A 24120-nucleotide genomic window follows, 5' to 3' on the forward strand; every position below is an offset into this window, starting at 1 on the left:
TCTTATGCCTTCCAAATCTCTGCCAGCAGCGGGCGCAGCTCCGCGAAATCGCGGATCAGGTAATCGGCGCCCAATGTCTCTGCCGGGTGGTATCCCCAGGGCACCGCTATGGTGGTGACCCCGGCTGCCTTGCCCATCTCAATGTCAAACCGCGTGTCGCCGATCATCACGGTGCTGCCGCGCTCCACCCCGGTTTCCGCCATCGCCGCCAGCACCATCGAAGGATGCGGCTTTGACGGATGGTGATCGGCCACCTGCCGGGTCACGAAACACTCCAGCCCATGCGCCGCAATCAGCGCCTCGACGCCGCGCTTCGATTTGCCGGTGGCCACCCCCAGCAGGTATTCCGGCACCGCATTCAGTTCCGCCAAAGCCTCAAGGGCACCGGGATAAAGCGGCGAATGCCCCGCCCCTGCAGCCTCGCGGGCCAGCCTGTAGGAGGATTTGTATCCGTCCACCAGCGCGTCAACCGTGGCGGCATCCTGATCCGGCGCCAGCTCTTTCATCGCCAGCGGCAGCGACAGGCCGACAATCGACAGGATCGCCTCGCGCGGCGGCACCGGCAGGGCGGCACCGTCAAAGGCGTCCGCCATGGCGCCGGTGATCGCGCCCTGGCTGTCGGCCAGGGTGCCATCCACGTCAAACAGGATCAGCCGCAGCGGTGAACTCACTTCAGGTCCTCAAACGGGTCATCCGCCGCCAGATCCTCGGTCCAGCCGAAGGTGTCCCAGCTCTCTTTCATATGGTCCGGCAAAGGCGCCACAACCGAGACATTCCTGTGGGTCACCGGGTGTTCAAACACCATCCGGCGGGCGTGCAGATGCAGCTTCTTCGAGATCACCCCGCCAAACTGCGCGCCCCAGCCGTCGCCCAGGTTCTCCTGGCCGGAACCGCCGTATTTGCCATCGCCGGCAATCGGATGGCCCATGCCCGACATATGCGCCCGCAGCTGGTGGGTGCGGCCGGTGACCGGCTCCATCGCCACCCAGGCGGCGCGGGAGGCCACCCGGTACAACGTGGCATAAAGCGTATGCGCCCGCTTGGCGCCCGGCGTGTCATCGATGTCCTGCGGATGCACGTTGATCATCTTCTCGCCTTCACCGCTCTTGCCGTGGCCCGGCGCCTTCACCAGCCCGTTCTTGATCTCGCCAAGATAGGGCGTCGGCACGCCGGCCACCAAAGCCCAGTAGATCTTGCGGGTGTTCTTGTGGCGGAAAGCGGCTGTCAGCCCCTGCGCCGCCTTGCGGTTGCGCGCCAGCACCAGCACACCGGAGGTATCCTTGTCGATCCGATGCACCAGCTTGGGCTTGTCCTCCAGCCCGAACTTCAGCGCCTCGGCCAGACCATCCACATGTTTGGTGGTGCCGGAGCCGCCCTGCACCGCCAGCCCGGCGGGCTTGTTCAGCACGATGACATCGTCGTCGCGGTAGATCACACACGCCTGGATCATCCTGGCATCCGCCTCCGAGATCCGCATCTCCCGCGGGGCGGCAGGTTTCAGGTCGCTGTCCGCCAGCGGCGGCACCCGCACCACCTGGCCTGTTTCGACGCGGGTATTGGCCTTCACCCGGCCGCCGTCCAGCCGCAGCTCGCCCTTGCGGCACATCTTTTCGATCCGCCCCTGGTTCACATGCGGAAACAGCCGCCGCAGCCAGCGGTCGATGCGCTGGCCGCCATCGTCTTCGCTGACGGTAATCATCTGAACGCCGCTCATGCGAACACTCCTCTTGCGGCCATCAGGCCCAGAAACAAACCGCCCACGGACAATCCGACGGACAGAACAACATACAGCGCCGCCTGCCCGAAGGCGCCGCGCTCGATCAGGTTGGCGGTCTCCAGCGAGAACGCCGAAAAGGTGGTGAACCCGCCCAAAAGCCCGGTCATCACCAAGGGGCTCAGGTGGGTCAGACCGCGCATCGCCGCCGCCACCACAAACACCCCCATCAGGAAGGAGCCGATCACATTCACCGTTATCACCGCCACCGGGAAATCGTGATGGCCGAAAAGCCGGATCACTCCCAGCCCGGCCAGATAGCGGCACACCGCCCCGATTGCACCGCCAAGGGCCACCATGGAAACCGAAGACATCATCCCCGTCCTGTCGCCGGCACAGGCAGGGATGTCAAGTTTTGCCCGCATTGCACTGCGCGCAGGGCCGGCCGCCCTTTCATCTTTCCCCAGGGCTCTGCCTGTTCGTGACTGAACCCGTCCCCCGGACGGTTTCCGGGACGTCACTCCCCCCGCCCAAGGCCGCGGCTTTCCCAGGGAAAGCCGCTTCACTTGTTCCGCTTCAGCCGCAGATTGGCGAAATAATCCGTGCGCCGCTTCAGCTCGCGCTCGAACCCGCGCTCCACCGGCTGATACAGCACCGGGCGCTTGACCCCGTCGGGAAAGTAGTTCTGGCCGGAAAACCCGTCCTCGGCGTCGTGGTCATAGGCATAGCCGTCGCCGTAGCCCTGCTCGGACATCAGCTTGGTCGGCGCATTCAGGATATGCTTGGGCGGCGGCGCGCTGCCGGTGGTCTTGGCCAGCCGCCGCGCCGCCTTGATGCCCACATAGACCGCGTTGGATTTCGGCGCCAGCGCCAGATAAACTGCGGCATTGGCCAGCGCCAGCTCGCCCTCCGGGCTGCCGAGGCGCTCATAGGTCTGCCAGGCATTGAGGCAGACGGTATTGGCCTGCGGGTCGGCCATGCCGATGTCTTCGGTCGACATCATCGTCAGCCGCCGCGCCAGGAACCGCGGGTCTTCGCCGCCCTCCAGCATCCGTGCCAGCCAGTAAAGTGCCGCATCCGGGTCGGAGCCGCGGATCGACTTGTGCAGCGCCGAGATCAGGTTGTAATGCTCATCCCCGGATTTGTCGAACTTGGCGGCGCGCCGCATCAGCCGGCTGGCCAGCGCCTCGCGCCCCAAGGGCGCCGCCACTTTCCAGGCCGCAACCTGTTCGATCAGATTGAGCAGCGCCCGGCCGTCGCCATCCGCCATCTCGTGCAGCGCATCGCGGGCATCGCCACTCAGCGGCAGCGCGCGGCCCAGTTCCTTCTCAGCACGCTGCGTGAGGCGCTCCAGATCGGCCAGCGACAACCGCTCCAGCACCAGCACCTGGCTGCGCGACAGCACCGCGGCATTCAGCTCGAACGAGGGATTCTCGGTCGTCGCCCCGACCAAGAGGATGGTGCCATCCTCCATATGCGGCAGGAAGCCGTCCTGCTGGGCCTTGTTGAAACGGTGGATCTCGTCGACGAACAGCAGCGTCCCCTGGCCGTTCTGGCGGCGGATCTTTGCGGCCTCGAACACCTTGCGCAGTTCCGGCACCCCGGTGAAGATCGCCGAGATCTGCACAAAATGCAGGTCGGTCTCCTGCGCCAGCAGCCGCGCGATGGTGGTCTTGCCCACCCCCGGCGGCCCCCAGAAGATCAACGAGGAAAGTGAGCCGGAGGCCAGCATCACCCCCAGCGGCGCCTCCGGCCCCAGCACCTGGGCCTGGCCGATCACCTCCGCCAGCGACTGCGGCCGCAGCCGGTCGGCCAGCGGCCGGTTGGGGGCTGGCTGCTGCGCATCGCCTTTCGCAGGCGCGGGGCTGCCGAACAGGTCCGCCATCAGGTGCGGAACCGCAGGGTGACACGCTGGCCGCGGCGGTTCAGATCCAGCTGGATCCAGCGGCCGCTGTTTGCAAGAATCGCATGGACGTCCTTGGTGCTGCCCACCGGCTGGCCATTGACCGCCAGCAGCGCATCGCCGGGCTGCACCCCGCCGCGCCCGGCATAGGGGCCGGGATCGGTGACCACCACGCCCTCCGCCGACAGCGGCAGGCCGAGGCGTGCAATCACCTGCGGATTGATCTGCGCCACCGTCAGGCCGGGCAGCGCAGTCCGCTCATCCAGCTGCACCGGGTTGGCGGGCGGCTGGTCCGGCGCGGTGATCATCGGCACCGCGACCACTTCGCGCTCTGCCCCGCGCAGGCGGGTGATCTCAGCGGTGCCGCCGAGACCGGAGACCGACATCCGGAACACCATTTCCGAGGGCGAGTTCACCACCTCGCCGTCGACATGGGTGATCACGTCGCCGACCCGGAATCCCGCCTTGGCAAAGGGGCTTTCACGATGCAGGTCGGAGATCACCATGCCCTCCGGCAGCTCCATCGCCAAGGAGGCCGCCAGGTCCGCATCCACCGGCTGCCCGGCCATGCCGGCCCAGGGGCGCTGGAACTCTTCGCTGCCCTCGCGGGCCTGATTGACGAACTCCCGCACCAGATTGGCGGGGATCGCAAAGCCGATGCCGTTGGAGCCGCCGGAGCGGGACAGGATCCGGGTGTTGATGCCGATCAGGCCGCCGTTCACGTCGATCAGCGCACCGCCCGAGTTGCCCGGATTGATCGGCGCGTCGGTCTGGATGTAATAGCCAAAGCCGTCGCCTGCCCCCATGCCGGTGCGCGCCAGGCCGGAAATGATGCCGCTGCTGACGGTCTGGCCGACCCCGAACGGGTTGCCGATCGCCAGCGCCAGCTCGCCGACCTCGACCTCGTCGCTGTTGCGCAGCTCCAGATGCGGCAGGCCCTCGGCGTCTTCCAGCTGCAGGATCGCCAGGTCGCTGGCCTTGTCGCCCAGGATCACCCGCGCATTGTATTCGCGCCGGTCAGAGGTCACCACGCGGATTTCGGTGGCGGTGCCGACGACGTGGTAATTGGACACCACGATGCCGTCGCCCGACAGGATCACCCCCGAGCCAAGCGAGTTTTCCACCCGCGGCTGCGGCGTGGAAAAGCCGCGGAACAGGTCGTCGAAAAACGGATCGTTCATGAACGGCGAACGGCGGCGCTGCTGCACCTGGCGCACCACCTTGGCGTAGATGTTGACCACCGCCGGCGCGGCCTCTTTGACCAGCGGCGCAAAGCCCAGGCTGATCTCGGCCTGGGTCTGCGGCACCCGGGTTTCGGCCGCGGCCGGCAGGGCAAGAACAATGGCAAGGGCGGTCAAGGCTGGGCGGATCATGCGGGCTCCAACAGTTGCTGTGCGAAGGATATGCGGAGAGAACGCCGGGATTGCAAGACGGGAGCGGTCAAGGACGGCAATGGAGCGCTGCCTTGCAGGGCTAAAGGGAAGAGGGGCGCTGCCCCTCTTGGCCTGACGGCCAATTCACCCCGGGATATTTGGAGCCAGAAGAAGCAGGCGGCCGGACAAAGCCCCGGTCCCTCATCTTGCCCGAAATACTCCCCGCCGGAGGCACGCGCCGCTAGGCGCGTCCCCTTTTGGCAGGTCTCGGCAGGCCTCAGGCCTGCGCCAGTTCCCTCTGCGCCGCAACAGCGCGCCGGGCAGCGACCGCTTCGGCCAGCGCCTCCAGCTCTGCGACGGTGTCTTCCCAGCCCAGGCAGCCGTCGGTGACCGACTGGCCGTAGGTCAGCTCCCCCTTGCCCAGGTCCTGGCGGCCTGCCACCAGATGGCTTTCGATCATCACCCCGGTGATGCGGCTGTCGCCGCCCGCAATCTGCGCCGCCACATCGCGCAGCACCGCAGGCTGCCGCATCGGGTCCTTGCCGCTGTTGGCGTGGCTGGCGTCGATCATCACATGGCCGCGGATACCGTCCTTTTCCGCCAGCTTGCAGGCGGCATCGACCGAGGCCGCGTCATAATTGGTGCCGCCGCCGCCGCGCAGGATCAGGTGGCAGTCCGGGTTGCCGCTGGTGGCCGCAATCGCCGCCCGGCCCGATTTGGCCAGCGCCATGAAATGATGCGGATGGGCGGCCGAGCGCACCGCGTCCGCCGCGATCTGCACATTGCCGCGGGTGCCGTTCTTGAAGCCGACCGGGCAGCTGAGGCCGGAGGCCATTTCGCGGTGGATCTGGCTTTCGGTGGTGCGGGCGCCGATCGCGGCCCAGGCCACCAGGTCGGAGATGTACTGCGGCACCGCCGTATCCAGGAACTCTGTCCCGACCGGCAGGCCCAGGCTGTTGATGTCCAGGCACAGGCGGCGGGCCAGACCCAGGCCCTCGTTGATGCGGAAGGAGCCGTCGAGGCCCGGGTCGTTGATCAGCCCTTTCCAGCCGCTGATGGTGCGGGGTTTCTCGAAGTAGACCCGCATCACGATCTCCAGCTGCCCGGCAAGACGCGCGCGCAGCGGCGCCAGCCGTTCGGCGTAGTCCATTGCCGCCTTGGGGTCGTGGATCGAACAGGGGCCGACGACGGCGATCACGCGGTCGTCACGGCCGTGCAGCACGTCCTGAATGGCGGTGCGGCCGGCCAGCACGGTGCCGGTGGCCGCCGCCGATGAGGGCAGCTGCGAGGCAAGGTCTTCGGGCGAGATCAGTTCCTGCATGCCGGTGATCCGGAGGTTTTCGGTCTGGGGTGTCATGGGTCTGCTTCCTTGGCGGCGGCCCTTGGCGCAGCGGCGGATACAAAAAAACCGCCGGCAGCTGCGGGCGGTTGGTGGTATCCTGGTGCGTTTCCTGTCTGTATTCAGAACGCGCTGACCCCTCCGTCCGCCATGTGGCGCGGATAAAAGAAATACCAGAATGCGGCATAGCTACGGGTCATGGACCGGACGCTAGCGGAGATTCGGGCAGCTGTCACCCCGAAAGTGGGCCCGGAGAACATCTCCGGAAAATGGCGGCAGGCCCTCCGCCGGGGAGAGCCTGTGCGGGGTTTGTGAAGCGGTTCAGAAATCCTGCCAAAGATCGCGGGCCGCATTGCCGCCTGCCGCAGCGGCCGGGGCCGGGCTGGCCTCAAGGTCCCAGTCCTCGCTGCCATGGGCTGAGGGCGCCATGGCCGCCATCGCCGGGGCGGAGGGGGCTGCAAGGCCGGCGCTGCCGCCGCCAGCCACCTGGAACCGGGCAACCAGATCCGACAGCTTGCCCGCATCGGCGTTCAGCATGTGGCCCGCCGCTGTGGCTTCCTCGACCATGGCCGCGTTCTGCTGGGTCACCTGGTCCAGCTGGGTCACGCCGGTGTTGATTTCCAGCAGGCCGGTGGATTGCTGCTCGGCGCCTTCGGCGATCTCAGACACCAGTTCCGAGATGCGGCTGACCTGGCCGACGATCGATTGCAGCGCGCCGCCGGCGCGGCCGACCAGATCCACGCCCTCGCCGACCTGGCGCGAGCTGTCGCTGATCAGGGTCTTGATCTCCATCGCCGCATCCGAGGAGCGTTGCGCCAGCGCCCGCACCTCGGATGCGACCACCGCAAAGCCGCGGCCGGCCTCGCCTGCGCGGGCGGCCTCCACCCCGGCGTTCAGCGCCAGAAGGTTGGTCTGAAAGGCGATGTCGTCGATCACCGAGATGATCTGGGAAATCTTGTTCGAGCTTTCCTCGATGCCGCTCATCGCGGCGACGGCGCTTTGCACCACCTCGCCGCTGTTTTCGGCCTCCTGGCGGGCGCCGCGCACGGTTGCCTCGACGTTGCGGGCGCCTTCGGCTGCGGATTTCACCGAGGCTGTCAGCTCATCAATGGCGGCAGCGGTTTCCTCCAGCGTGGCGGCCTGGCTTTCGGTGCGGTGGGACAGATCGTCGGAGGCCTGGCTGATCTCGGCCGCGCCGCTGCGGATGCTGGAGGCGGCATCGACCACCTGCTGCACGGTGGCGTTGAGATTGTCGATGGAGCCGTTGAAATCGGCGCGCAGCTGTTCGTATTCCTCGGGGAATTCCTCGGCGATGCGGATTGTCAGATCGCCCTGCGCCAGGCGCGCCAGACGCTGGCTCAGCTGCTGCACCACATTGCCCAGCTCGGCGTCCTTGCTTTCCGCTTTCTGCTGTTCGGCCGCCTGCATCCGAACCAGCTCCTCGCGGAATTTATCCAGTGCGCGGGCCATGTCGCCGACCTCGTCGCCGCGATTCTGGCCCTTGATCTCGACGGCATTGTTGCCCTCGGCCAACCCGCGCATCGACACCACGATGCGCCGCAGGCCCGAGGCGATGCCGGAACCGGTGATCAGCGCCATCACCGCGCCGATCAGGATCGCCGCAGCAATCGCGCCCGGGATCATGATCCGGGTCTGGGCGGCAAGCGCCTCATTGACGGCGCGGCGCGCGGCCATGGTCTCGGCGCCTTTGGCCTCGATCGAGGCCATGGTGGCACGGAAGCTGTCGAAATAAGCCTTGCCCTGGCCCTGGGCGACAAGATCGGCCATGTCATCCATAGTGGCCGCGCTGCCGATCACCCGGCGCAGCTGCAGCATCGGAACGACCACGCTGCTGCGCCATTCGTCAACGATCCTGGCCACGTTATTCAGGCGGTTCGCCTGCATCAGATTGTCAACCAGCGCCAGGCGAAGGTCCGCCAGCACCTCATTGAAGCGCCCGGTGCCCTCCATATAGGGTTCGAGAAATTCCCGGTCGCCCGCCAGAAGGAAGCCGCGCATCCCGGTTTCCATATCGACCGCCGCCGCCAGCAGATCCTTGGCGCTGCTGATGACCTTATGGGTCTGCTCCACCGCCTGCAGCGAGGTGTTCAGGTAATCCGGATCGGCAATCCCGGCATTCACCAGTGAAGAAAAGGTGTTGCGCCGGTTGTTCAGCTCAACTTCCTCTTCCTCGATGACCTTGGCAATCTCGGCGCGGAAGTCCTCGAAATAGACCCGGCCCTTGGATTTTTTCACCTCTGCCGCCATGTCGTTCATGGTCATGGCGTCACCGATATCGCGGCGCAAGGCAATGGCGCCGGCCGCGACATTCTCCTGCCAGCCGGCCAATGTCTGCTCGGCCGTATCGAGGTCGGCCAGCAAATCCGCATCGCCCGCTGCCAGGCTGCGCAAACTGTCCAGGGAGCCGGCAACTTTGGCGCTGCCGTCCTCAAACGGCACCAGATAGGCCTCCTGCCCGGCCAGCAAATACCCCCTCAGCCCGGCCTCCATTCCAGAGGCGGCCTGCGCCAGCGCCTGCGCTTCGGTCAAAATCTTCTGGGTGTGGTCAACAGCCTGCGCAGTCTGCGCCATACGGCCCAGGTTGACCACCGCCAGCACGCCGACCCCGAGCACCAGCAGCAGCGGAAATACCGCCACCGAAACGATTTTTACCTTGGTGCTGAGATTTGCCAGTGAGAACCGCCTGGCCGCGGGTGTCTTCTTTACTGCCATTGCATTCGCCCCGGAGCTGCCTTGAATGCCGCAGTAAAATCAGAAGAAAATTACGATTCCCTTTCGCGCAGAATGAGAACTTTAAACACCCTTGGGGTGACGCCGGAAAACGAAAAACCCCCGCTCCGGGCGGAGCGGGGGCCAGACAGGTGAACCCTGGGGTTCAGCGCGTCTTATTCTTCAGCTTCAGCTGCGGCTTCTGCTGCTTCCAGGCGGGCCTTGTCGGCGGCACCCTTGGCGGCGGTGTCGCGGTCGACAAACTCGATGATCGCCATCGGAGCCATGTCGCCGTAACGGAAGCCGGCCTTCAGGATACGGACATAGCCGCCCTGACGGTCCTTGTAACGCGGGCCCAGAACCTCGAACAGTTTCGCGACGTCCTTGTCCTGTTTCAGCTTGGAAGCTGCCTGACGGCGGGCGTGCAGGTCGCCGCGCTTTGCCAGGGTGATCATCTTTTCGATGATCGGGCGCAGTTCTTTTGCTTTCGGCAGGGTCGTCTTGATCTGCTCGTGCTCGATCAGCGAGCCGCACATGTTGGAGAACAGCGCTTTGCGGTGCTCATGAGTACGGTTCAGGCGGCGGTAACCACGTGCGTGACGCATATTGATAGTCCTTTGATCTGCGTTTTTGCTTTGTCAGGCAGCTGATGCGTGTCAGCCACTCACCTTGGGGCGGATGCCCATTCAAGCTCGAAACGCTCCACTGGAGCCTTTCTCACTCTTATTCCCCGGCAGGCCCGGGCATTGAAGAGGAGGGCCGGAGCCCCCCTCTGAAGTCTTAGAAGCTGTCTTCGAACTTCTTCGCCAGATCTTCGATGTTGTCCGGCGGCCAGTCCTCGACATCCATGCCAAGGTGCAGGCCCATGCCCGACAGAACCTCTTTGATCTCGTTCAGCGACTTGCGGCCGAAGTTGGGGGTGCGCAGCATCTCCGCTTCGGTCTTCTGGATCAGGTCGCCGATATAGACGATGTTGTCGTTCTTCAGGCAGTTCGCCGAGCGCACCGACAGTTCCAGCTCGTCCACCTTCTTCAGCAGAAGCGGGTTGAACTCGAGACCGTCGTCCTCGTCCTGGCGGCCAGCCGATTCCGGCTCGTCGAAGTTGACGAAGATCGACAGCTGGTCCTGCAGGATGCGCGCGGCATAGGCCACGGCATCGTCAGGGCTGATGGAGCCATCGGTTTCCACCTTCATGGTCAGCTTGTCATAGTCCAGCACCTGGCCCTCACGGGTCGGCTGAACGTCATAGGAGACCTTCTTGACCGGCGAATAGATCGCGTCGATCGGAATCAGCCCGATCGGAGCGTCTTCCGGCTTGTTCTTGTCTGCCGAGACATAGCCTTTGCCGGTGTTCACGGTCAGTTCCATGAACAGGTCGGCGCCGTCGTCCAGGTGGCAGATGACGTGATCGCGGTTCAGAACCTCGATGCCGGCGGTTTCGGCGATGTCGCCGGCGGTGACGACAGCCGGACCCTTGGCATTGACCGAAAGCCGCTTGGGGCCTTCGACTTCCATGCGCAGGGACACGCCCTTGAGGTTCAGGATGATGTCGGTGACGTCTTCACGCACACCGGCAACAGACGAAAACTCGTGCAGCACGTTGTCGATCTGCACGCTGGTGATGGCAGCACCCTGCAGCGAGCTCATCAGCACGCGGCGCAGCGCGTTGCCCAGGGTCAGGCCGAAACCGCGTTCCAGCGGTTCTGCAACAACAGTTGCCTGGCGTGCGGGATCATTGCCCGGCTTCACTTCCAGCTGTGCCGGCTTGATCAGCTCTGCCCAGTTCTTATGGATCATGCGTTCCCTCCATTCCTGTCCTTGCCCCATGTCCGAAAGGCCAAGGACGCCCGAGGTTTAAATGACGCACTGGGGCCCTGCGAATCAAGCGGGGCCCCAGCAAAAATTCAAAATCAGACGCGGCGGCGCTTCGGCGGGCGGCAGCCGTTGTGCGCGATCGGGGTCACATCACGGATCGAAGTGATGTTGAAACCGACGGCAGCCAGTGCGCGCAGTGCCGATTCACGGCCCGAACCGGGGCCCTGAACTTCGACTTCCAGCGTCTTCACACCGTGGTCCTGTGCCTTCTTGCCTGCATCTTCTGCAGCCATCTGTGCGGCATAGGGGGTGGATTTCCGCGAACCCTTGAAACCCATGGTGCCGGCGGACGACCAAGCGATCGCGTTGCCCTGCACGTCGGAGATCAGGATTTTGGTGTTGTTGAACGACGAGTTCACATGCGCAACGCCGGTTGCGATGTTCTTGCGCTCTTTACGCTTAACGCGTGTCTTATCACGTGCCATTGATCGAACCCTCCCTTACTTCTTCTTGCCGGCAATGGCCTTTGCGGGGCCTTTGCGGGTGCGAGCGTTGGTGTGGGTACGCTGACCGCGAACGGGCAGGTTACGGCGGTGACGCAGGCCGCGGTAGCAACCGAGATCCATCAGGCGCTTGATGTTCATCTGAACTTCGCGGCGCAAGTCGCCTTCAACGGTGAAGTTGGCGTCGATGTGCTCGCGCACGGCCAGAACTTCGGCGTCGCTGAGTTCGTTCACACGGCGGGTCGGATCGATGCCAACGGCTTCGCAGATCGCTTTGGCCGAGGTGTTACCGATACCGGTGATATAGGTGAGGGCGATGGGAACCCGCTTTGCAGTCGGGATGTTAACGCCGGCAATACGTGCCACGTGTCACTTTCCTTTTGGTTGCGGTTCCGTAACGCCGGAACCTTTTTTCACAACACTTGACCGTGGCAGTGTGGCCAGAGGGTCCAGCATTTCGAGGTAGTTAAGCAGGCAAACGAATCTGCCCGCCGGGAATCGTCCCCAGAAGGGATGCCGGTAACTAGGGGCTGGGAAATGGGCCGTCAAGCCCTAAAGGAGAAGCCCCGCCGGTCTGGCAGGGATTGGGTATTCCGGCACAGGGACGCGCTGCCGCCCCGCAGCCTGCGGCAGGCATTATTCGCCCATGATCCAGGCCATGTTCTTGCGGACTTCCTCGATCGAGGCGAGGCCGTCGATACGCTGCAGGTTGCCCTTGGCGTAGTAGTAGCCGATCAGCGGCGAGGTCTTCTTGTAATACTCCATCAGACGGGTCTTGAGGCTGTCCTCATTGTCGTCCGCCCGGCGCTGCACATCGTCGCTGCCGCAGTTGGCGCATTTGCCGTCGGCAGGCCAGGGCTTGGTCTGGTCATGATAAACCTCGCCGCAGCCGCCGCAGGTCGAGCGGCCGGTGATGCGGGCGACCAGCGCCGCGTCATCGACCTGCATCTCGATCACCGCATCCAGCTTGAGATCCATCTCTTCCAGCAGTTTGCTAAGCGCATCCGCCTGCGCCAGGGTGCGCGGGAACCCGTCAAAGATGAACCCGCCCTCGGCGCCCTCGCGCAGCTTCTCGCGGATCAGGCCAATGACGATCTGGTCGGTGACCAGCTTGCCCTCGGCCATGATGGCAGCGACCTTCTTGCCCATTTCGGTTCCGGAGGTCTGGGCATCGCGCAGCATGTCGCCGGTGCTGAGCTGCACCATGCCGCGGGTTTCAACCAGGTAGCGCGCCTGCGTACCTTTACCCGCCCCCGGCGGGCCAAGAAGAATAATGTTGGTCATCGGCGAGAGGGTCCCCGTTTTGTCCGTTTCTTGTTGCGCCCGCGCAGCTGGCTTTTCTCGATAAGCCCCTCATACTGATGCGCGAGGAGGTGGCTTTGCACCTGCTGAATGGTGTCCATGGTAACGGATACCACAATCAGAACGGACGTGCCGCCGAAATAGACCGGGATGGCGAATTGGCCGCGCAGCACCTCAGGCAGCAGGCAGACCAGCGCCAGATAACCGGAGCCCAGAACCAGGATGCGGTTGACCACATATTCGATGTATTCCGCGGTCTTTTTACCGGGACGGATGCCGGGGACAAAGCCGTTCTGGTTCTTCAGGTTGTTCGCCACGTCGTCCGGTTTGAAGGAGACGTTGAAGGTGTAGAAATAGGCAAAGAACACAATCATCGCGACGAAGAACAGCAGATACAGCGGCTGGCCGGGACCGAAGTTCGCCAAGAGCCAGGACATCACCGGACCGGTCGCAGCGCCCGAAGAGAAGGCCGAAATGGTGGTCGGCAGCAGCAGCAGCGAGGAGGCGAAGATCGCCGGGATCACGCCCGCCGGGTTGACCTTGACCGGCAGATGCGACGAGCCGCCGTCATAGACCTTCATGCCGACCTGGCGGCGCGGGTACTGGATGTGGATCTTGCGCAGGGCGCGTTCCATGAACACCACGAACATGATCACCGCGATCACCATCAGGATCACACCGATGATCACCGCGGGGCTGATCGCACCGGAGCGGCCGGAGGCGAAAAACTGGGCGATTGCCGCGGGAACTTCGGCGATGATGCCGACAAAGATGATCAGCGAAATGCCGTTGCCGATGCCGCGCTGGGTGATCTGCTCGCCCAGCCACATCAGGAACATGGTGCCGCCCACAAGCGTGATCATGCAGGCCATGCGGAAATACATGCCCGGATCGGTCGCCAGGTCGCCCTGCTCCAGCGACACGGCGAGGCCGTAGGCCTGCGCGGTCGCCAGCGCCACGGTGCCGTAGCGGGTGTACTGGTTGATCTTCTTGCGGCCCTGCTCGCCCTCTTTCTTGAGCTGCTCAAGCGCGGGCACCATCGAGGTCAGAAGCTGAACGATAATGGAGGCGGAAATATAGGGCATGATGCCAAGGGCGAAAATGCCCATCCGGCCGAGCGCGCCGCCGGTGAACATCGACACCATGCCGCCGATGCCCTGGCCCGCCTGCTCCATGAACTGGCGCAGGGCTGCCGCATCGATTCCCGGAACCGGAATGAACGTGCCCAGGCGGTAGACAATCAATAGGCCGATGGTGAACAGGATCCGGTTGCGCAGATCCGTGGCCTTGCCCAGGGCAGCCCAGCTGGTGTTCGCCGCCATTTGTTCTGCTGCTGATACCATGAAAAGGTCTCTTCTTTAGCGAAACGCCGCCCGGAACCGTTTTCCGGCTCGGGCGGCGTTCTAGGAAAACTCGAAGACTATGTAAGCGGCATTGGCGCCGCTCACAAGCCGTTACTCTGCGGCGGCTGCAGTTGCCACAGTCAGAGCGCCGCCAGCTTTTGCAACGGCGTCAACGGCAGCAGCCGATGCACCGGTCACGGTGATGGTGGCCTTGGCGGTGATTTCGCCCTTCGCGAGGATGCGGACACCGTCCAGTTTGCGGCGCACCAGGCCCGATGCGATCAGCGAATCTTCGGTGATCGAGGCGGCGTCCAGCTTGCCTGCGTCGATGAATTTCTGGATCAGACCCAGGTTCACAACGGCGTATGCCTTGCGGTTCGGCTTGTTGAAGCCGCGCTTGGGCAGACGCTGGTACAAGGGCATCTGACCGCCTTCGTAACCGTTGATCGAAACACCCGAACGGGATTTCTGACCTTTGATACCACGGCCGCCCATCTTGCCCTTGCCAGAGCCGGGGCCGCGGGCCACACGCATGCGTTTTTTGGTTGCGCCAGGATTGTCGCTGAGTTCGTGAAGTTTCATGTCGCTTCTCCTTGCCGGATGTGGCCCCCGAAGCGTGATGGGCCAACCGCGGCGTTTCTTGATTGGTGATTCCGTGGCGCAGAACGCCACCGGGTGCCTATAGACGGGATGTGGGAAGGGATCAAGCCCCGCGGCCTCGGCAAACGGGCGGCGCAGGCGAATCCGCCCGCCAAGGCCCCTGCCCTGCCGGTTGCGTGTTCTGCCGCTTGTCTCTCTGTGTCCGTTCCGTCGCTGGCTGGCCGTTAAAGGGGGGCGGCGCCGCCGGGGTGGAGATGGGATGGGGCTGCCCCCATGCGAAAACGCGTCTTGCGCGCTCCGGGTGCCAGACCGGAGCCCTGTTCCAGGTGCCGGGGGTGTCAGGCCCGGCGGGTGATCATGACCGGGGACGATCCTGCCACAGCAGCGTTAAAGCCGTGTGGGCGGGGCGTACGGTGCCGGGGCAACACCTCCCCGGCAAACAAAAACGCCCCCGCCGGGAGGGCGGGGGCGTTTTCGGGCCGGTCTTTCGGAGAGGGAGGAGGATCCGGGGCCGGCCAGGGAGATTACCTGCCGTAGACGTGCTCGCGGGCAACGCCGGGGATGGCGCCGCGGCTAAGGCCGATATCGGCCAGGTCACGGGCGGACATCGCTTGCAGGGCGGTCACGGTCGCCTTGTAGTCGCGGCGCAGTTTCCAGGTCCGGATCAGCCCGGCGGCAAAGCCTGCGAAACGGGCGGAGATCCCGGCGGAGGGCGCGGAGAGAGTTGAATATGCCATTGTTCTTGGTCCTTCACATCGGTGCCGGGACGTGCTCCCGGCGCGGTGCATGATCTGTTCGTTTCAAGTGAACGGGACATAAGGACGCCGCGGGACAGCCACAATGGATGCTTTGGTCTGGCCGCTATGCAGTTCCCGCATGGCACGATCGCCTGAGGTATCCTGAGCGGGGCGCAAAAGAAAACGCCCCTGCCGGGAGAGAGCAGGGGCGTTTTGGCCCGGACACGAAAGAAGAGGAGGAGGAGAGAAGCGTCCGGGAAGGGGGGAATTCTTAGTTGTAGACGTGCCGGCGCGCCAGATCGGCGATATCGTCCCGGCGCACGCCGATGTCGGAAAGCGCGTGATCGCTCAACGCGTCAAGCTCGTTGTAGGTGCGCTGGTATTCGCGGGCTTTGTCCCAGGAATCGGCCAGGCTTGCCACCGCTGCACGGATGCGTGCGGTCAGGCTTTGGGGGCTGTATGCGGTGCTGATAACATGTGCCATCGAAACGATCCTTATCTCTGCGGCCGGGCCTATTCCCGGTGGTCTGTGTGTGGTCATTTGCTGTGACACCGAGATAGGGGGGCGCTGCGATTCCAACAACTGACGGAACCGGCAAGCCGCTATGCAAGCGGCGCAAGGGGCTGAATGGCCGGTGACCGCCCTGCCCTTGCCCGGACCTCTGCGCCAACGAAAAACGCCCCCGGTTTCCCGGAGGCGTTTTCATTAGTCAGGGATCGAAAAGGGCTTAGCCGCGCTCTTCGATGATCTGAACCAGATGCGGGATCGAGTCGACCATGCCGCGCACCGAAGGAGTGTCCTCCAGCTCACGGGTCTTGTGCATCTTGTTCAGGCCCAGGCCAACCAGGGTTGCGCGCTGTTTGGCGGGGCGGCGGATCGGCGGGCCGATCTGCTTGACGACGATGGTTTTTGCCATGTCTCTCTACTCCTTACGCTTCAGCTTCGGCGGCTGCCGGTGCTTCGTCCCGCTTGGGCAGGATGTCAGCGACCTTTTTGCCGCGGCGCTGAGCCACCGCACGCGGGCTCTGCTCTTTCTGCAGGCCGTTCAGGGTGGCGCGGATCATGTTGTAGGGGTTCTGCGAGCCGATCGACTTGGACACAACGTCCTTGATGCCGAGCATTTCGAAGACGGCACGCATCGGGCCACCTGCGATGATACCGGTACCTTCCGGTGCGGTACGCATCACAACTTTGCCTGCGCCGTGACGGCCGGCCATGTCGTGGTGCAGGGTGCGGCCCTCTTTCAGCGGCACACGGACCATCTGGCGCTTGGCCTGCTCGGTCGCCTTGCGGATCGCCTCGGGCACTTCTTTCGCCTTGCCCTTGCCAAAGCCGACGCGGCCCTTCTGGTCGCCAACGACAACCAGGGCGGCAAAGCCAAAGCGCTTACCGCCTTTTACGGTTTTGGACACGCGGTTGATCGCGACCAGGCGATCTGCGAATTCCGGTGTCTCGTCACGGTCGCGGCGGTTGCCGCGGCGGTTATCACGTTCTGCCATCAGGCATTCCTTTTAAGAGAGGCGCACTGCACAAAGCACGGAGCGCCTGTTGTTCCAATCCTGGTGAGGTCCGGCGCATGGCCGGCCTCCCGGATCATCGGGGCGGCCCCTGAAGGCCGCCCGCATGGGATTTAGATCTTCAGGCCGCCTTCACGCGCAGCGTCGGCCAGAGCCTTCACCTTGCCGTGGAACAGGAAGCCGCCGCGGTCGAAGTAGGCTTCGCTCACACCGGCCGCTTTTGCGCGTTCGGCGATCAGAGCACCCACTTTGGTCGCTGCTTCGACGTTGTTCTTGCCAACTACGCCGAGATCTTTTTCCAGGGTCGAAGCGGAGGCCACGGTCACGCCGCGCAGATCGTCGATCAACTGAACAGAGATGTTCTTGTTCGAACGGTGCACGGACAGACGCGGACGGCCTGCGTTCACTTTGCGAAGCTTGTTCCGGACGCGCAGCCGGCGCTTCAGAAACAGGGTACGTTTGCTGTTTGCCATTTTGCTGGTCCTTACTTCTTCTTGCCTTCCTTGCGGAAGATGAACTCGCCCTTATAGCGGATGCCCTTGCCTTTGTACGGCTCGGGACGGCGCCATTCGCGGATTTTTGCCGCGACTTCGCCCACCTGCTGCTGGTCGATACCTTCCACAACGATTTCGGTCTGCTTCGGTGCGGTGATGGTGACGCCATCAGGTGCAGTGAAGTCGACATCGTGGCTGTAGCCCAGGTTCAGCTTCAGGGTGTTGCCCTGCATCTGAGCCCGGTAACCCACACCCTGGATTTCCAGTTCTTTCTTGAAGCCCTGGGTCACGCCGGTGACGAGGTTGGCCACCTGAGTGCGGGACATCCCCCACTGCTGACGGGCACGCTTGGACTTGCCGCGCGGCTCGATGGTGACCACGTTGTCGTTGACCACCAGGGTCACGTCGTCAGTGGCAGTGAAGGTGCGGGCGCCTTTCGGGCCTTTCACTTCGATGGTCTGGCCGGACACGGCAGCGGACACGCCGCTGGGCAGTTCGACCGGTTTTTTACCAATACGGGACATCTGCGAGGCCTCCTTAGAAGACGGTGCAGAGCACTTCGCCGCCAACGTTGGCTGCGCGTGCGCTTGCGTCCGACATCACACCCTGGGGGGTGGAGACAATCGACACGCCCAGGCCCTGACGGACCGACGGGATGTCATTGACGCCCATGTAAACGCGGCGGCCGGGCTTGGAGACCCGCTTAAGCTCGCGAATGACAGGTTCGCCGTCGAAGTATTTCAGGCTGATTTCGATGGCCGGGTGGCCATTGGCACCAGTCATCTTCTCATAACCGCGGATGTAGCCCTCGTCCGCCAGCACGTCCAGCACCCAGGCCCGCAGCTTGGAAGCCGGGGTCAGGACAGTGGATTTGCCGCGCATCTGAGAGTTACGGATACGGGTGAGCATATCGCCGATAGGATCGTTCATATCTGTCTCTCCCTTACCAGCTCGATTTCACCATGCCGGGGATCTGACCAGCAGACCCCAGCTCGCGCAGCGCAATACGGCTGACCTTCAGCTTACGGTAGTAAGCGTGCGGACGGCCGGTGAGCTGGCAGCGGTTGTGAAGACGGGTTGCCGACGAGTTGCGCGGCAGTTTCGCCAGTTTCAGACGCGCTTTGAAACGCTCTTCCATCGGGCGGCTTTCGTCAGTCGCGATCTCTTTCAGCTCGGCACGCTTTGCGGCATATTTTGCCACCAGGCGTTCGCGCTTCTTCTCGCGTTCGATCATGCTTTTCTTAGCCATGGTCTCTATCCTTCCCGCGCTTAGCTGTTGAAGGGCATGTTGAAAGCTTTCAACAGCGCCTTTGCTTCCGCGTCGGTTTTCGCGGTGGTGGCGATCACGATGTCCATGCCCCAGGGCTCATCGATTTTATCGAAATCGATTTCCGGGAACACGATGTGCTCTTTCAGGCCCATGGCATAGTTGCCGCGGCCGTCGAAAGAGGTGCCCGAAACGCCGCGGAAGTCGCGGATACGGGGCATCGCAATGGTGATCAGACGGTCGAGGAATTCGTACATCCGGTCACCGCGCAGGGTCACCTTGGCGCCCATCGGCATGCCTTCGCGAACGCGGAAGCCGGCGATGGAGTTCTTTGCCACGGTGGTCAGAGCTTTCTGGCCCGCGATGAGAGTCAGATCCGCCTGAGCGGATTTGGCTTTCTTGCTGTCTTTGACAGCAGCGCGGCCGCAGCCGATGTTCAGAACGATCTTCTCCAGCTTGGGGAGCATCATCTCGTTCTTGTAGCCGAACTCTTCTTTCAGGGCGCCGCGGATGGCGTCCTTGTAAAGAGTCTTCAGACGCGGGGTGTAGGTTGCAGCGTCAAGCATCAGACAGTCTCCCCGGTGGTCTTGGCGAAGCGCACCTTCTTGCCGTCTTCCTCGCGGAAGCCGACGCGGGTTGCTTTGCCGTTGCTATCCAGCAGCGCCAGGTTCGACAGGTCGATCGGCAGTGCTTTGGGCAGACGGCCGCCCTGTTCGTTTTGCGACTGGCGGGTATGGCGGATCGCCATGTTCACGCCCTCGACGATGGCTTTGCCGGCTTTCGGGTCAACGGAGGCGATAGCGCCTTCTTTGCCTTTGTCTTTGCCGGACAGCACGACGACCTTGTCGCCTTTGCGGAGTTTAGCAGCCATGATTACAGCACCTCCGGAGCAAGCGAGATGATCTTCATGAAATTCTTCGCGCGCAGTTCACGAACAACCGGGCCAAAGATACGGGTACCAACCGGCTCGTTGTTGTTGTTCAGGATAACGGCTGCGTTCCGGTCGAACCGGATTGCAGTGCCGTCTTCGCGGCGGACTTCTTTGGCGGTGCGCACGACAACGGCCTTACGGACGTCGCCTTTTTTCACGCGGCCGCGCGGGATGGCTTCCTTGACCGAAACGACAATGATGTCGCCTACGGATGCGTATTTACGCTTGGAGCCACCCAGAACCTTGATGCACTGAACTCGGCGGGCGCCGGAGTTGTCAGCAACATCCAGATTTGTTTGCATCTGGATCATGTGGTTTCTCCCGACCTATGGGGCGCCGATGCGTGGCGTGATCCCCCAGGGTTTCGACTTTGCTTTTCAGCCCAGTCGCCAGGAGTCTCGAGATGAGACTCTTAGGCTTCCAGAACTTCCCAGCGTTTCGTTTTCGATTTCGGCGCGCATTCGATGATGCGTACAGAGTCGCCGACCTTGAAAGCGTTCTTTTCATCGTGAGCCCGGTACTTCTTGGACTTACGGATGGTTTTCTTCAGAACCGGATGCGTGAAGCGGCGTTCAACCGAAACAGTCACGGTCTGGGCGTTGGCATCGCTGGTCACGGTGCCAGTGAGAATACGTTTGGGCATCGTGTCGCTCCTTATTCAGCTGCTGCAGCAGCTTTTTCGTTCAGGATGGTCTTCACTTTGGCAGCGTTGCGGCGGGCCGCTTTGATGCCTGCAGTGTTTTCCAGCTGACCGGTCGCCTGCTGAAAACGCAGGTTGAAGCTCTCTTTTTTCAGGGATGCGAGGGCATCGCGGAGTTCATCCACGGTTTTGTCGCGCAGATCATTGGCGTTCATCGCCTTTGTTCCTTGTCCAAAGCACCAGAAGGCCCCTGAGGCGGGTAACCTTTGACCTGGTGGGTTATGTCAACCGCGCCGGAAAGCGCGGCAAAAAAGAATCACCCGGCCCGAATCCAAAGCGGAAAGGGGACAGGCGATGGGTTCCTATAGAGGAGACAGGGTGCAGGGGCAAGGGAAAGATAGGGATGCTCCGCGCCCCCGCCTGCCCTGCGGCGGCTCAGATGATCTCATCCTCGTCGAACATCGCCGCGTCCTCCAGCTGCGCGTGCAGGCTCTCGATGCGGCTTTCGGCCTCCGCCGTGTTCACCCTGGCGATGTGGAACAGGGCGTCGCCCTCATTCACGATCGGCATGTTGGCACGGCCGATGATAAGACCGGCCTGGCTTGCCTGCAGCTCTTCCTCGTTTTCGCCGAAGGGATCGGAAACAACCCCCAGCACGTCGCCCTCCTCGACCATTTCGCCGGTGGTCTTGTAGGTCCGCAGCAACCCGCCGGCGGGCGCGCGCTCCCAGCTGCTGCTGCCCGCACGGACCGGCACCACCTCGGCCAGCGGCACCCCGTCCTCGGGGATCATGTCCAGCGCGTGCATCACCCGCAGGATGCCGGCCACCCCGACCCGGGCGGATTGCTCATCGAACCTGAGCCCCTCGCCGGCCTCATACAGCAGCACGTCGACCCCGCGCACCTGCGCCTCCTTGCGCAGGGAGCCGTCGCGCAGCCCGGAGCGGATCACCACCGGCGCGCCAAAGGCATCGGCATACTCCAGGGTCTCCTGCGCCTTCGGCGACACCCGGATCTGCGGCATGTTGCTGCGGTGGATGGCGGCGGAATGCAGGTCGATGCCAAGATCGCAGCGGTCCACCACTTCGGTCATGAACAGATACGCCAGGCGGCTGGCCAGCGACCCGCTGCCGCTGCCCGGAAAACAGCGGTTGAGGTCGCGCCGGTCCGGCAGGTAGCGGGAATGGTTCAGAAACCCGAAGGTGTTGACGATCGGCACCACGATCAAGGTGCCCTTGAGGCGGGAGAATTTGCGGCTGCGCAGCAGGCGGCGGGCGATTTCCACGCCGATCACCTCGTCGCCGTGAATGGCGGCGGAGACAAACAGCGCAGGCCCGTCCGCGGTCCCGTGGACCACATGCGCCGACATGGTGACCGGCGTGTGGTCCGACAGCACGCTCACTGGCAGGTCCACCGTACGGCGGGTGCCGGGCGGGATGCGGAAGCCGCCGATTTCAAAGTCAGGACGGGGCGCCATGGCATGGCCTTTCGAACAGATGCCCCGACAGCCTTAACTAGTTTTCCGCATTACGCAATCGCGACGGGCCGCGCCGGCGCTCTGCCGGTCCGGCCTGAAACGCTCCTCCGGAGCCTTTCCAAGACGGCGCTCACTCCCAGCGGTAATTGAAACTGACCGACACCCGCTCGTCCTCGGCCATGTTCAAGGGCACCTCGTGGCGGATGAAGCTTTCCCACAGCAGCACGTCGCCCACGCTGGGCGACTGATAGACAAAGGTCCGCAGTTCCTGGCGGCAATCCTTGGTGCGCGGCGGGTGCGCCATCATCATCGCATGGCGCGGGTCCTCCAGCTTCAGCGCCGAGGCGCCCTCGGGCATCGACACATAGGTGGTGCCGGAAATCACCGAATGCGGGTGGATGTGGCCGGCGTGGGTGCCGCCCTCGGGCAGGATGTTGATCCACAGATCCTCCAGCACCAGCTTGCGCCCGTCCAGGTCCAGCTCCAGATCCCCGGCAAAAGCCGCGACATGCAGATCCAGCGATTTCACCAGATCGGCAAAGATCGGAAACCGCCAGGGCAGATCGCTCAGCGACGCATAGGAGGTATAGCCGGGATAGCCGTTCTCCTCGCACCAGTCCTGCCCGGCATCGTCGTCGCCGGCGATGACAAGACAGGAGTTCTCCAGTTCCTGCGCGTCAATCGATGGTCCGTGTTCGGACAGCTGCGCGCGGTAGAGGCGGGTCACAAAGAGCGATTCAATCTGGGCCATGGCGCTCTGATACCCCAGCGCCCCTGCCTTGGCGAGATGCATCCTGCACAGCATCGCCGCTTCTTTCCGGTTCGCAATACTCGGGGCAGCCGCCAGGGGCGGCGGCGGCGGCGGCAGCGCCCCGGCCGGCAGGCGCAACGAAAAACCCCCGCTGATTGCTCAACGGGGGTCTTAATATTTTCAAAACTGGCAGGTTTTACCAGTCTTCGCGAACCACGACGCGGGTCTTGACCGGCAGTTTCATCGCTGCCAGGCGCAGGGCCTCGCGGGCGACTTCATCGGTGACGCCGTCGATCTCGAACATCACGCGGCCAGGCTTAACCTTGGCTGCCCAGTAGTCCACGGAGCCTTTACCTTTACCCATACGGACTTCGGTCGGCTTCGAGGTCACCGGAGTGTCCGGGAAGATACGGATCCAGACACGGCCCTGGCGTTTCATGTGCCGGGTCATGGCGCGGCGGGCAGCCTCGATCTGGCGTGCAGTCACACGCTCAGGAGTGGTTGCCTTCAGGCCATAGGTGCCGAAGTTCAGGTCGGAACCGCCTTTTGCCAGGCCGTGGATCCGGCCCTTGTGCATCTTGCGGAATTTAGTGCGCTTTGGCTGAAGCATCTCAAATCCTCCTTAGCGACGGCCGCCACCGGCACCGCGAGGTGCTGGGCCGTCCTGGATTTCTTGTGCTTTACGGTCACGCGCCGCCGGATCGTGCTCCATGATCTCGCCTTTGAAGATCCAGACCTTGATCCCGATGATCCCATAGGGGGTCATCGCTTCGGTGGGTGCGTAATCGATGTCGGCACGCAGGGTGTGCAGCGGCACGCGGCCTTCGCGGTACCATTCGGTACGGGCGATTTCAGCACCGCCCAGACGGCCCGCGACGTTCACCCGGATACCCAGGGCGCCCATGCGCATGGCATTCTGCACGGCACGTTTCATCGCGCGGCGGAAGGACACACGGCGTTCCAGCTGCTGGGCGATGGACTCGCCGACCAGAGCTGCGTCCAGTTCCGGCTTGCGCACTTCAACGATGTTGAGGTGCAGCTCGCTGTCGGTCATCGCGGCCAGCTTTTTACGCAGGACTTCGATGTCCGCGCCTTTCTTGCCGATGATGACGCCCGGACGGGCGGTGTGAATGGTGACGCGGCATTTCTTGTGCGGGCGCTCGATGATCACCCGTGCAATACCTGCCTGCTTGCACTCGGTCTTGATGAACTCGCGGATTTTCAGGTCCTCGAGCAGCAGATCACCGTAGTCTTTGGTGTCAGCGTACCAGCGGCTGTCCCAGGTGCGGTTCACCTGCAGGCGCATGCCGATCGGATTGACTTTATGACCCATTAGGCTTGCTCCTCAACTTGACGCACCTTGATGGTGATCTCCGCAAACGGCTTCAGGATTTTGCCGAACCGGCCACGGGCACGCGGACGGCCGCGCTTCATGGTCAGGTTCTTGCCGACCCACGCCTCGGCGACGACCAGTTCATCGACGTCCAGGTTGTGGTTGTTTTCCGCGTTTGCGATGGCGGACTGAAGGCATTTCTTCACGTCCTGAGCAATCCGCTTGTTGGAGAATGTCAGGTCGGTCAGCGCCTTCTCGACTTTCTTGCCACGGATCATCTGAGCCACCAGGTTCAGTTTCTGCGGGCTGGTGCGAAGCATGCGCAGTTTTGCCATTGCTTCGTTGTCGGCC

The 24120-nt window shown here is 63.4% G+C and carries 32 protein-coding genes; all 32 read right to left on the bottom strand.

All coding sequences use genetic code 11. The features are described from left to right. Positions 1 to 2: 2 nt before the first annotated feature. Positions 3 to 671 carry an HAD-IA family hydrolase gene (locus VOI29_RS02050; protein ID WP_323775792.1) on the bottom strand — a complete coding sequence of 223 codons (669 nt, stop codon included), beginning with the start codon at positions 669 to 671 and terminating at the stop codon, positions 3 to 5. Beyond that, positions 668 to 1714, bottom strand: a complete 1047-nt coding sequence (locus tag VOI29_RS02055; protein WP_323775793.1) for an RluA family pseudouridine synthase — start codon at positions 1712 to 1714, stop codon at positions 668 to 670. The genes VOI29_RS02050 and VOI29_RS02055 overlap by 4 nt, the downstream gene beginning before the upstream one ends. Continuing rightward, positions 1711 to 2091, bottom strand: coding sequence for a fluoride efflux transporter CrcB (crcB, locus tag VOI29_RS02060; protein WP_323775794.1), 381 nt, complete (start codon positions 2089 to 2091; stop codon positions 1711 to 1713). Before crcB ends, VOI29_RS02055 begins: the two co-directional genes overlap by 4 nt. A 185-nt stretch (positions 2092 to 2276) precedes the next feature. Continuing rightward, complete coding sequence (locus VOI29_RS02065) at positions 2277 to 3599, bottom strand: replication-associated recombination protein A (protein ID WP_323775795.1); 1323 nt, start codon at positions 3597 to 3599, stop codon at positions 2277 to 2279. Further along, positions 3599 to 4990, bottom strand: a complete 1392-nt coding sequence (locus VOI29_RS02070) for a trypsin-like peptidase domain-containing protein (RefSeq protein WP_323775796.1) — start codon at positions 4988 to 4990, stop codon at positions 3599 to 3601. The genes VOI29_RS02065 and VOI29_RS02070 overlap by 1 nt, the downstream gene beginning before the upstream one ends. Positions 4991 to 5267: 277 nt before the next feature. Further along, a complete protein-coding gene (locus VOI29_RS02075; RefSeq protein ID WP_323775797.1) occupies positions 5268 to 6347 on the bottom strand; it encodes a 3-deoxy-7-phosphoheptulonate synthase in 1080 nt (359 codons plus the stop codon). 303 nt (positions 6348 to 6650) lie between these two features. Beyond that, positions 6651 to 9062, bottom strand: coding sequence for a CHASE3 domain-containing protein (locus VOI29_RS02080; protein ID WP_323775798.1), 2412 nt, complete (start codon positions 9060 to 9062; stop codon positions 6651 to 6653). Between the two features lie 173 nt (positions 9063 to 9235). Then, positions 9236 to 9664 carry a 50S ribosomal protein L17 gene (gene rplQ / locus VOI29_RS02085; RefSeq protein WP_024088563.1) on the bottom strand — a complete coding sequence of 143 codons (429 nt, stop codon included), beginning with the start codon at positions 9662 to 9664 and terminating at the stop codon, positions 9236 to 9238. 175 nt (positions 9665 to 9839) lie between these two features. Continuing rightward, positions 9840 to 10856 (bottom strand): DNA-directed RNA polymerase subunit alpha, encoded by a 1017-nt coding sequence (locus tag VOI29_RS02090; RefSeq protein WP_323775799.1) that lies wholly within the window; start codon positions 10854 to 10856, stop codon positions 9840 to 9842. Between the two features lie 113 nt (positions 10857 to 10969). Then, positions 10970 to 11359, bottom strand: a complete 390-nt coding sequence (gene rpsK, locus VOI29_RS02095) for a 30S ribosomal protein S11 (RefSeq protein ID WP_024088561.1) — start codon at positions 11357 to 11359, stop codon at positions 10970 to 10972. Positions 11360 to 11374: 15 nt separating this feature from the next. Further along, on the bottom strand, positions 11375 to 11743 hold the full coding sequence (gene rpsM, locus VOI29_RS02100) for a 30S ribosomal protein S13 (RefSeq protein ID WP_323775800.1): 369 nt from the start codon (positions 11741 to 11743) through the stop codon (positions 11375 to 11377). A gap of 270 nt (positions 11744 to 12013) precedes the next feature. Continuing rightward, positions 12014 to 12661 (bottom strand): adenylate kinase, encoded by a 648-nt coding sequence (locus VOI29_RS02105; RefSeq protein WP_323775801.1) that lies wholly within the window; start codon positions 12659 to 12661, stop codon positions 12014 to 12016. Then, positions 12658 to 14022: a preprotein translocase subunit SecY gene (gene secY, locus VOI29_RS02110; RefSeq protein WP_024088558.1), complete on the bottom strand. Its 1365-nt coding sequence runs from the start codon at positions 14020 to 14022 to the stop codon at positions 12658 to 12660. The genes VOI29_RS02105 and secY overlap by 4 nt, the downstream gene beginning before the upstream one ends. 111 nt (positions 14023 to 14133) lie before the next feature. Further along, positions 14134 to 14604, bottom strand: coding sequence for a 50S ribosomal protein L15 (gene rplO / locus VOI29_RS02115; RefSeq protein WP_024088557.1), 471 nt, complete (start codon positions 14602 to 14604; stop codon positions 14134 to 14136). A 542-nt stretch (positions 14605 to 15146) separates the two neighbouring features. Next, entirely contained in the window at positions 15147 to 15359 is a 213-nt protein-coding gene (locus VOI29_RS02120; RefSeq protein ID WP_323775802.1) for a DUF1127 domain-containing protein, read from the bottom strand. Between the two features lie 271 nt (positions 15360 to 15630). Continuing rightward, on the bottom strand, positions 15631 to 15843 hold the full coding sequence (locus VOI29_RS02125) for a DUF1127 domain-containing protein (RefSeq protein ID WP_323775803.1): 213 nt from the start codon (positions 15841 to 15843) through the stop codon (positions 15631 to 15633). Positions 15844 to 16087: 244 nt separating this feature from the next. Further along, entirely contained in the window at positions 16088 to 16276 is a 189-nt protein-coding gene (rpmD, locus tag VOI29_RS02130; protein WP_323775804.1) for a 50S ribosomal protein L30, read from the bottom strand. A gap of 13 nt (positions 16277 to 16289) precedes the next feature. Further along, positions 16290 to 16859, bottom strand: a complete 570-nt coding sequence (gene rpsE, locus VOI29_RS02135) for a 30S ribosomal protein S5 (protein ID WP_024088553.1) — start codon at positions 16857 to 16859, stop codon at positions 16290 to 16292. A gap of 131 nt (positions 16860 to 16990) precedes the next feature. Further along, entirely contained in the window at positions 16991 to 17350 is a 360-nt protein-coding gene (gene rplR, locus VOI29_RS02140) for a 50S ribosomal protein L18 (protein ID WP_027257354.1), read from the bottom strand. 11 nt (positions 17351 to 17361) lie between these two features. Then, entirely contained in the window at positions 17362 to 17895 is a 534-nt protein-coding gene (gene rplF / locus VOI29_RS02145; protein WP_323775805.1) for a 50S ribosomal protein L6, read from the bottom strand. 13 nt (positions 17896 to 17908) lie between these two features. Next, positions 17909 to 18301, bottom strand: coding sequence for a 30S ribosomal protein S8 (rpsH, locus tag VOI29_RS02150; protein ID WP_024088550.1), 393 nt, complete (start codon positions 18299 to 18301; stop codon positions 17909 to 17911). Between the two features lie 13 nt (positions 18302 to 18314). After that, entirely contained in the window at positions 18315 to 18620 is a 306-nt protein-coding gene (gene rpsN, locus VOI29_RS02155) for a 30S ribosomal protein S14 (protein WP_024088549.1), read from the bottom strand. A 20-nt stretch (positions 18621 to 18640) separates the two neighbouring features. After that, entirely contained in the window at positions 18641 to 19204 is a 564-nt protein-coding gene (rplE, locus tag VOI29_RS02160; protein ID WP_323775806.1) for a 50S ribosomal protein L5, read from the bottom strand. Continuing rightward, complete coding sequence (gene rplX, locus VOI29_RS02165) at positions 19204 to 19509, bottom strand: 50S ribosomal protein L24 (protein ID WP_024088547.1); 306 nt, start codon at positions 19507 to 19509, stop codon at positions 19204 to 19206. Before rplX ends, rplE begins: the two co-directional genes overlap by 1 nt. 2 nt (positions 19510 to 19511) lie before the next feature. Next, positions 19512 to 19880 (bottom strand): 50S ribosomal protein L14, encoded by a 369-nt coding sequence (gene rplN, locus VOI29_RS02170; protein ID WP_005621870.1) that lies wholly within the window; start codon positions 19878 to 19880, stop codon positions 19512 to 19514. Positions 19881 to 19981: 101 nt separating this feature from the next. Then, complete coding sequence (rpsQ, locus tag VOI29_RS02175; protein ID WP_024088546.1) at positions 19982 to 20212, bottom strand: 30S ribosomal protein S17; 231 nt, start codon at positions 20210 to 20212, stop codon at positions 19982 to 19984. An 11-nt stretch (positions 20213 to 20223) separates the two neighbouring features. Then, the gene (rpmC, locus tag VOI29_RS02180; RefSeq protein ID WP_024088545.1) at positions 20224 to 20424 is read right to left on the bottom strand and encodes a 50S ribosomal protein L29; all 201 of its coding nucleotides are present in this window, start codon (positions 20422 to 20424) and stop codon (positions 20224 to 20226) included. 220 nt (positions 20425 to 20644) lie between these two features. Beyond that, complete coding sequence (locus VOI29_RS02185; protein ID WP_323775807.1) at positions 20645 to 21685, bottom strand: succinylglutamate desuccinylase/aspartoacylase family protein; 1041 nt, start codon at positions 21683 to 21685, stop codon at positions 20645 to 20647. 130 nt (positions 21686 to 21815) lie between these two features. Next, on the bottom strand, positions 21816 to 22436 hold the full coding sequence (locus VOI29_RS02190; protein WP_323775811.1) for a TIGR02466 family protein: 621 nt from the start codon (positions 22434 to 22436) through the stop codon (positions 21816 to 21818). Positions 22437 to 22632: 196 nt separating this feature from the next. After that, entirely contained in the window at positions 22633 to 23046 is a 414-nt protein-coding gene (rplP, locus tag VOI29_RS02195) for a 50S ribosomal protein L16 (RefSeq protein ID WP_024088541.1), read from the bottom strand. Positions 23047 to 23058: 12 nt separating this feature from the next. Beyond that, positions 23059 to 23769, bottom strand: coding sequence for a 30S ribosomal protein S3 (rpsC, locus tag VOI29_RS02200; protein WP_323775808.1), 711 nt, complete (start codon positions 23767 to 23769; stop codon positions 23059 to 23061). Further along, positions 23769 to 24120, bottom strand: a 352-nt coding sequence (gene rplV, locus VOI29_RS02205) for a 50S ribosomal protein L22 (RefSeq protein WP_323775809.1), incomplete at its 5' end; no start/stop codon positions are given. The genes rplV and rpsC, both read right to left, overlap by 1 nt.

Origin of the sequence: Leisingera sp. (assembly GCF_034669605.1) — a bacterium.
In the GTDB taxonomy this organism is placed as follows: Bacteria; Pseudomonadota; Alphaproteobacteria; order Rhodobacterales; family Rhodobacteraceae; genus Leisingera.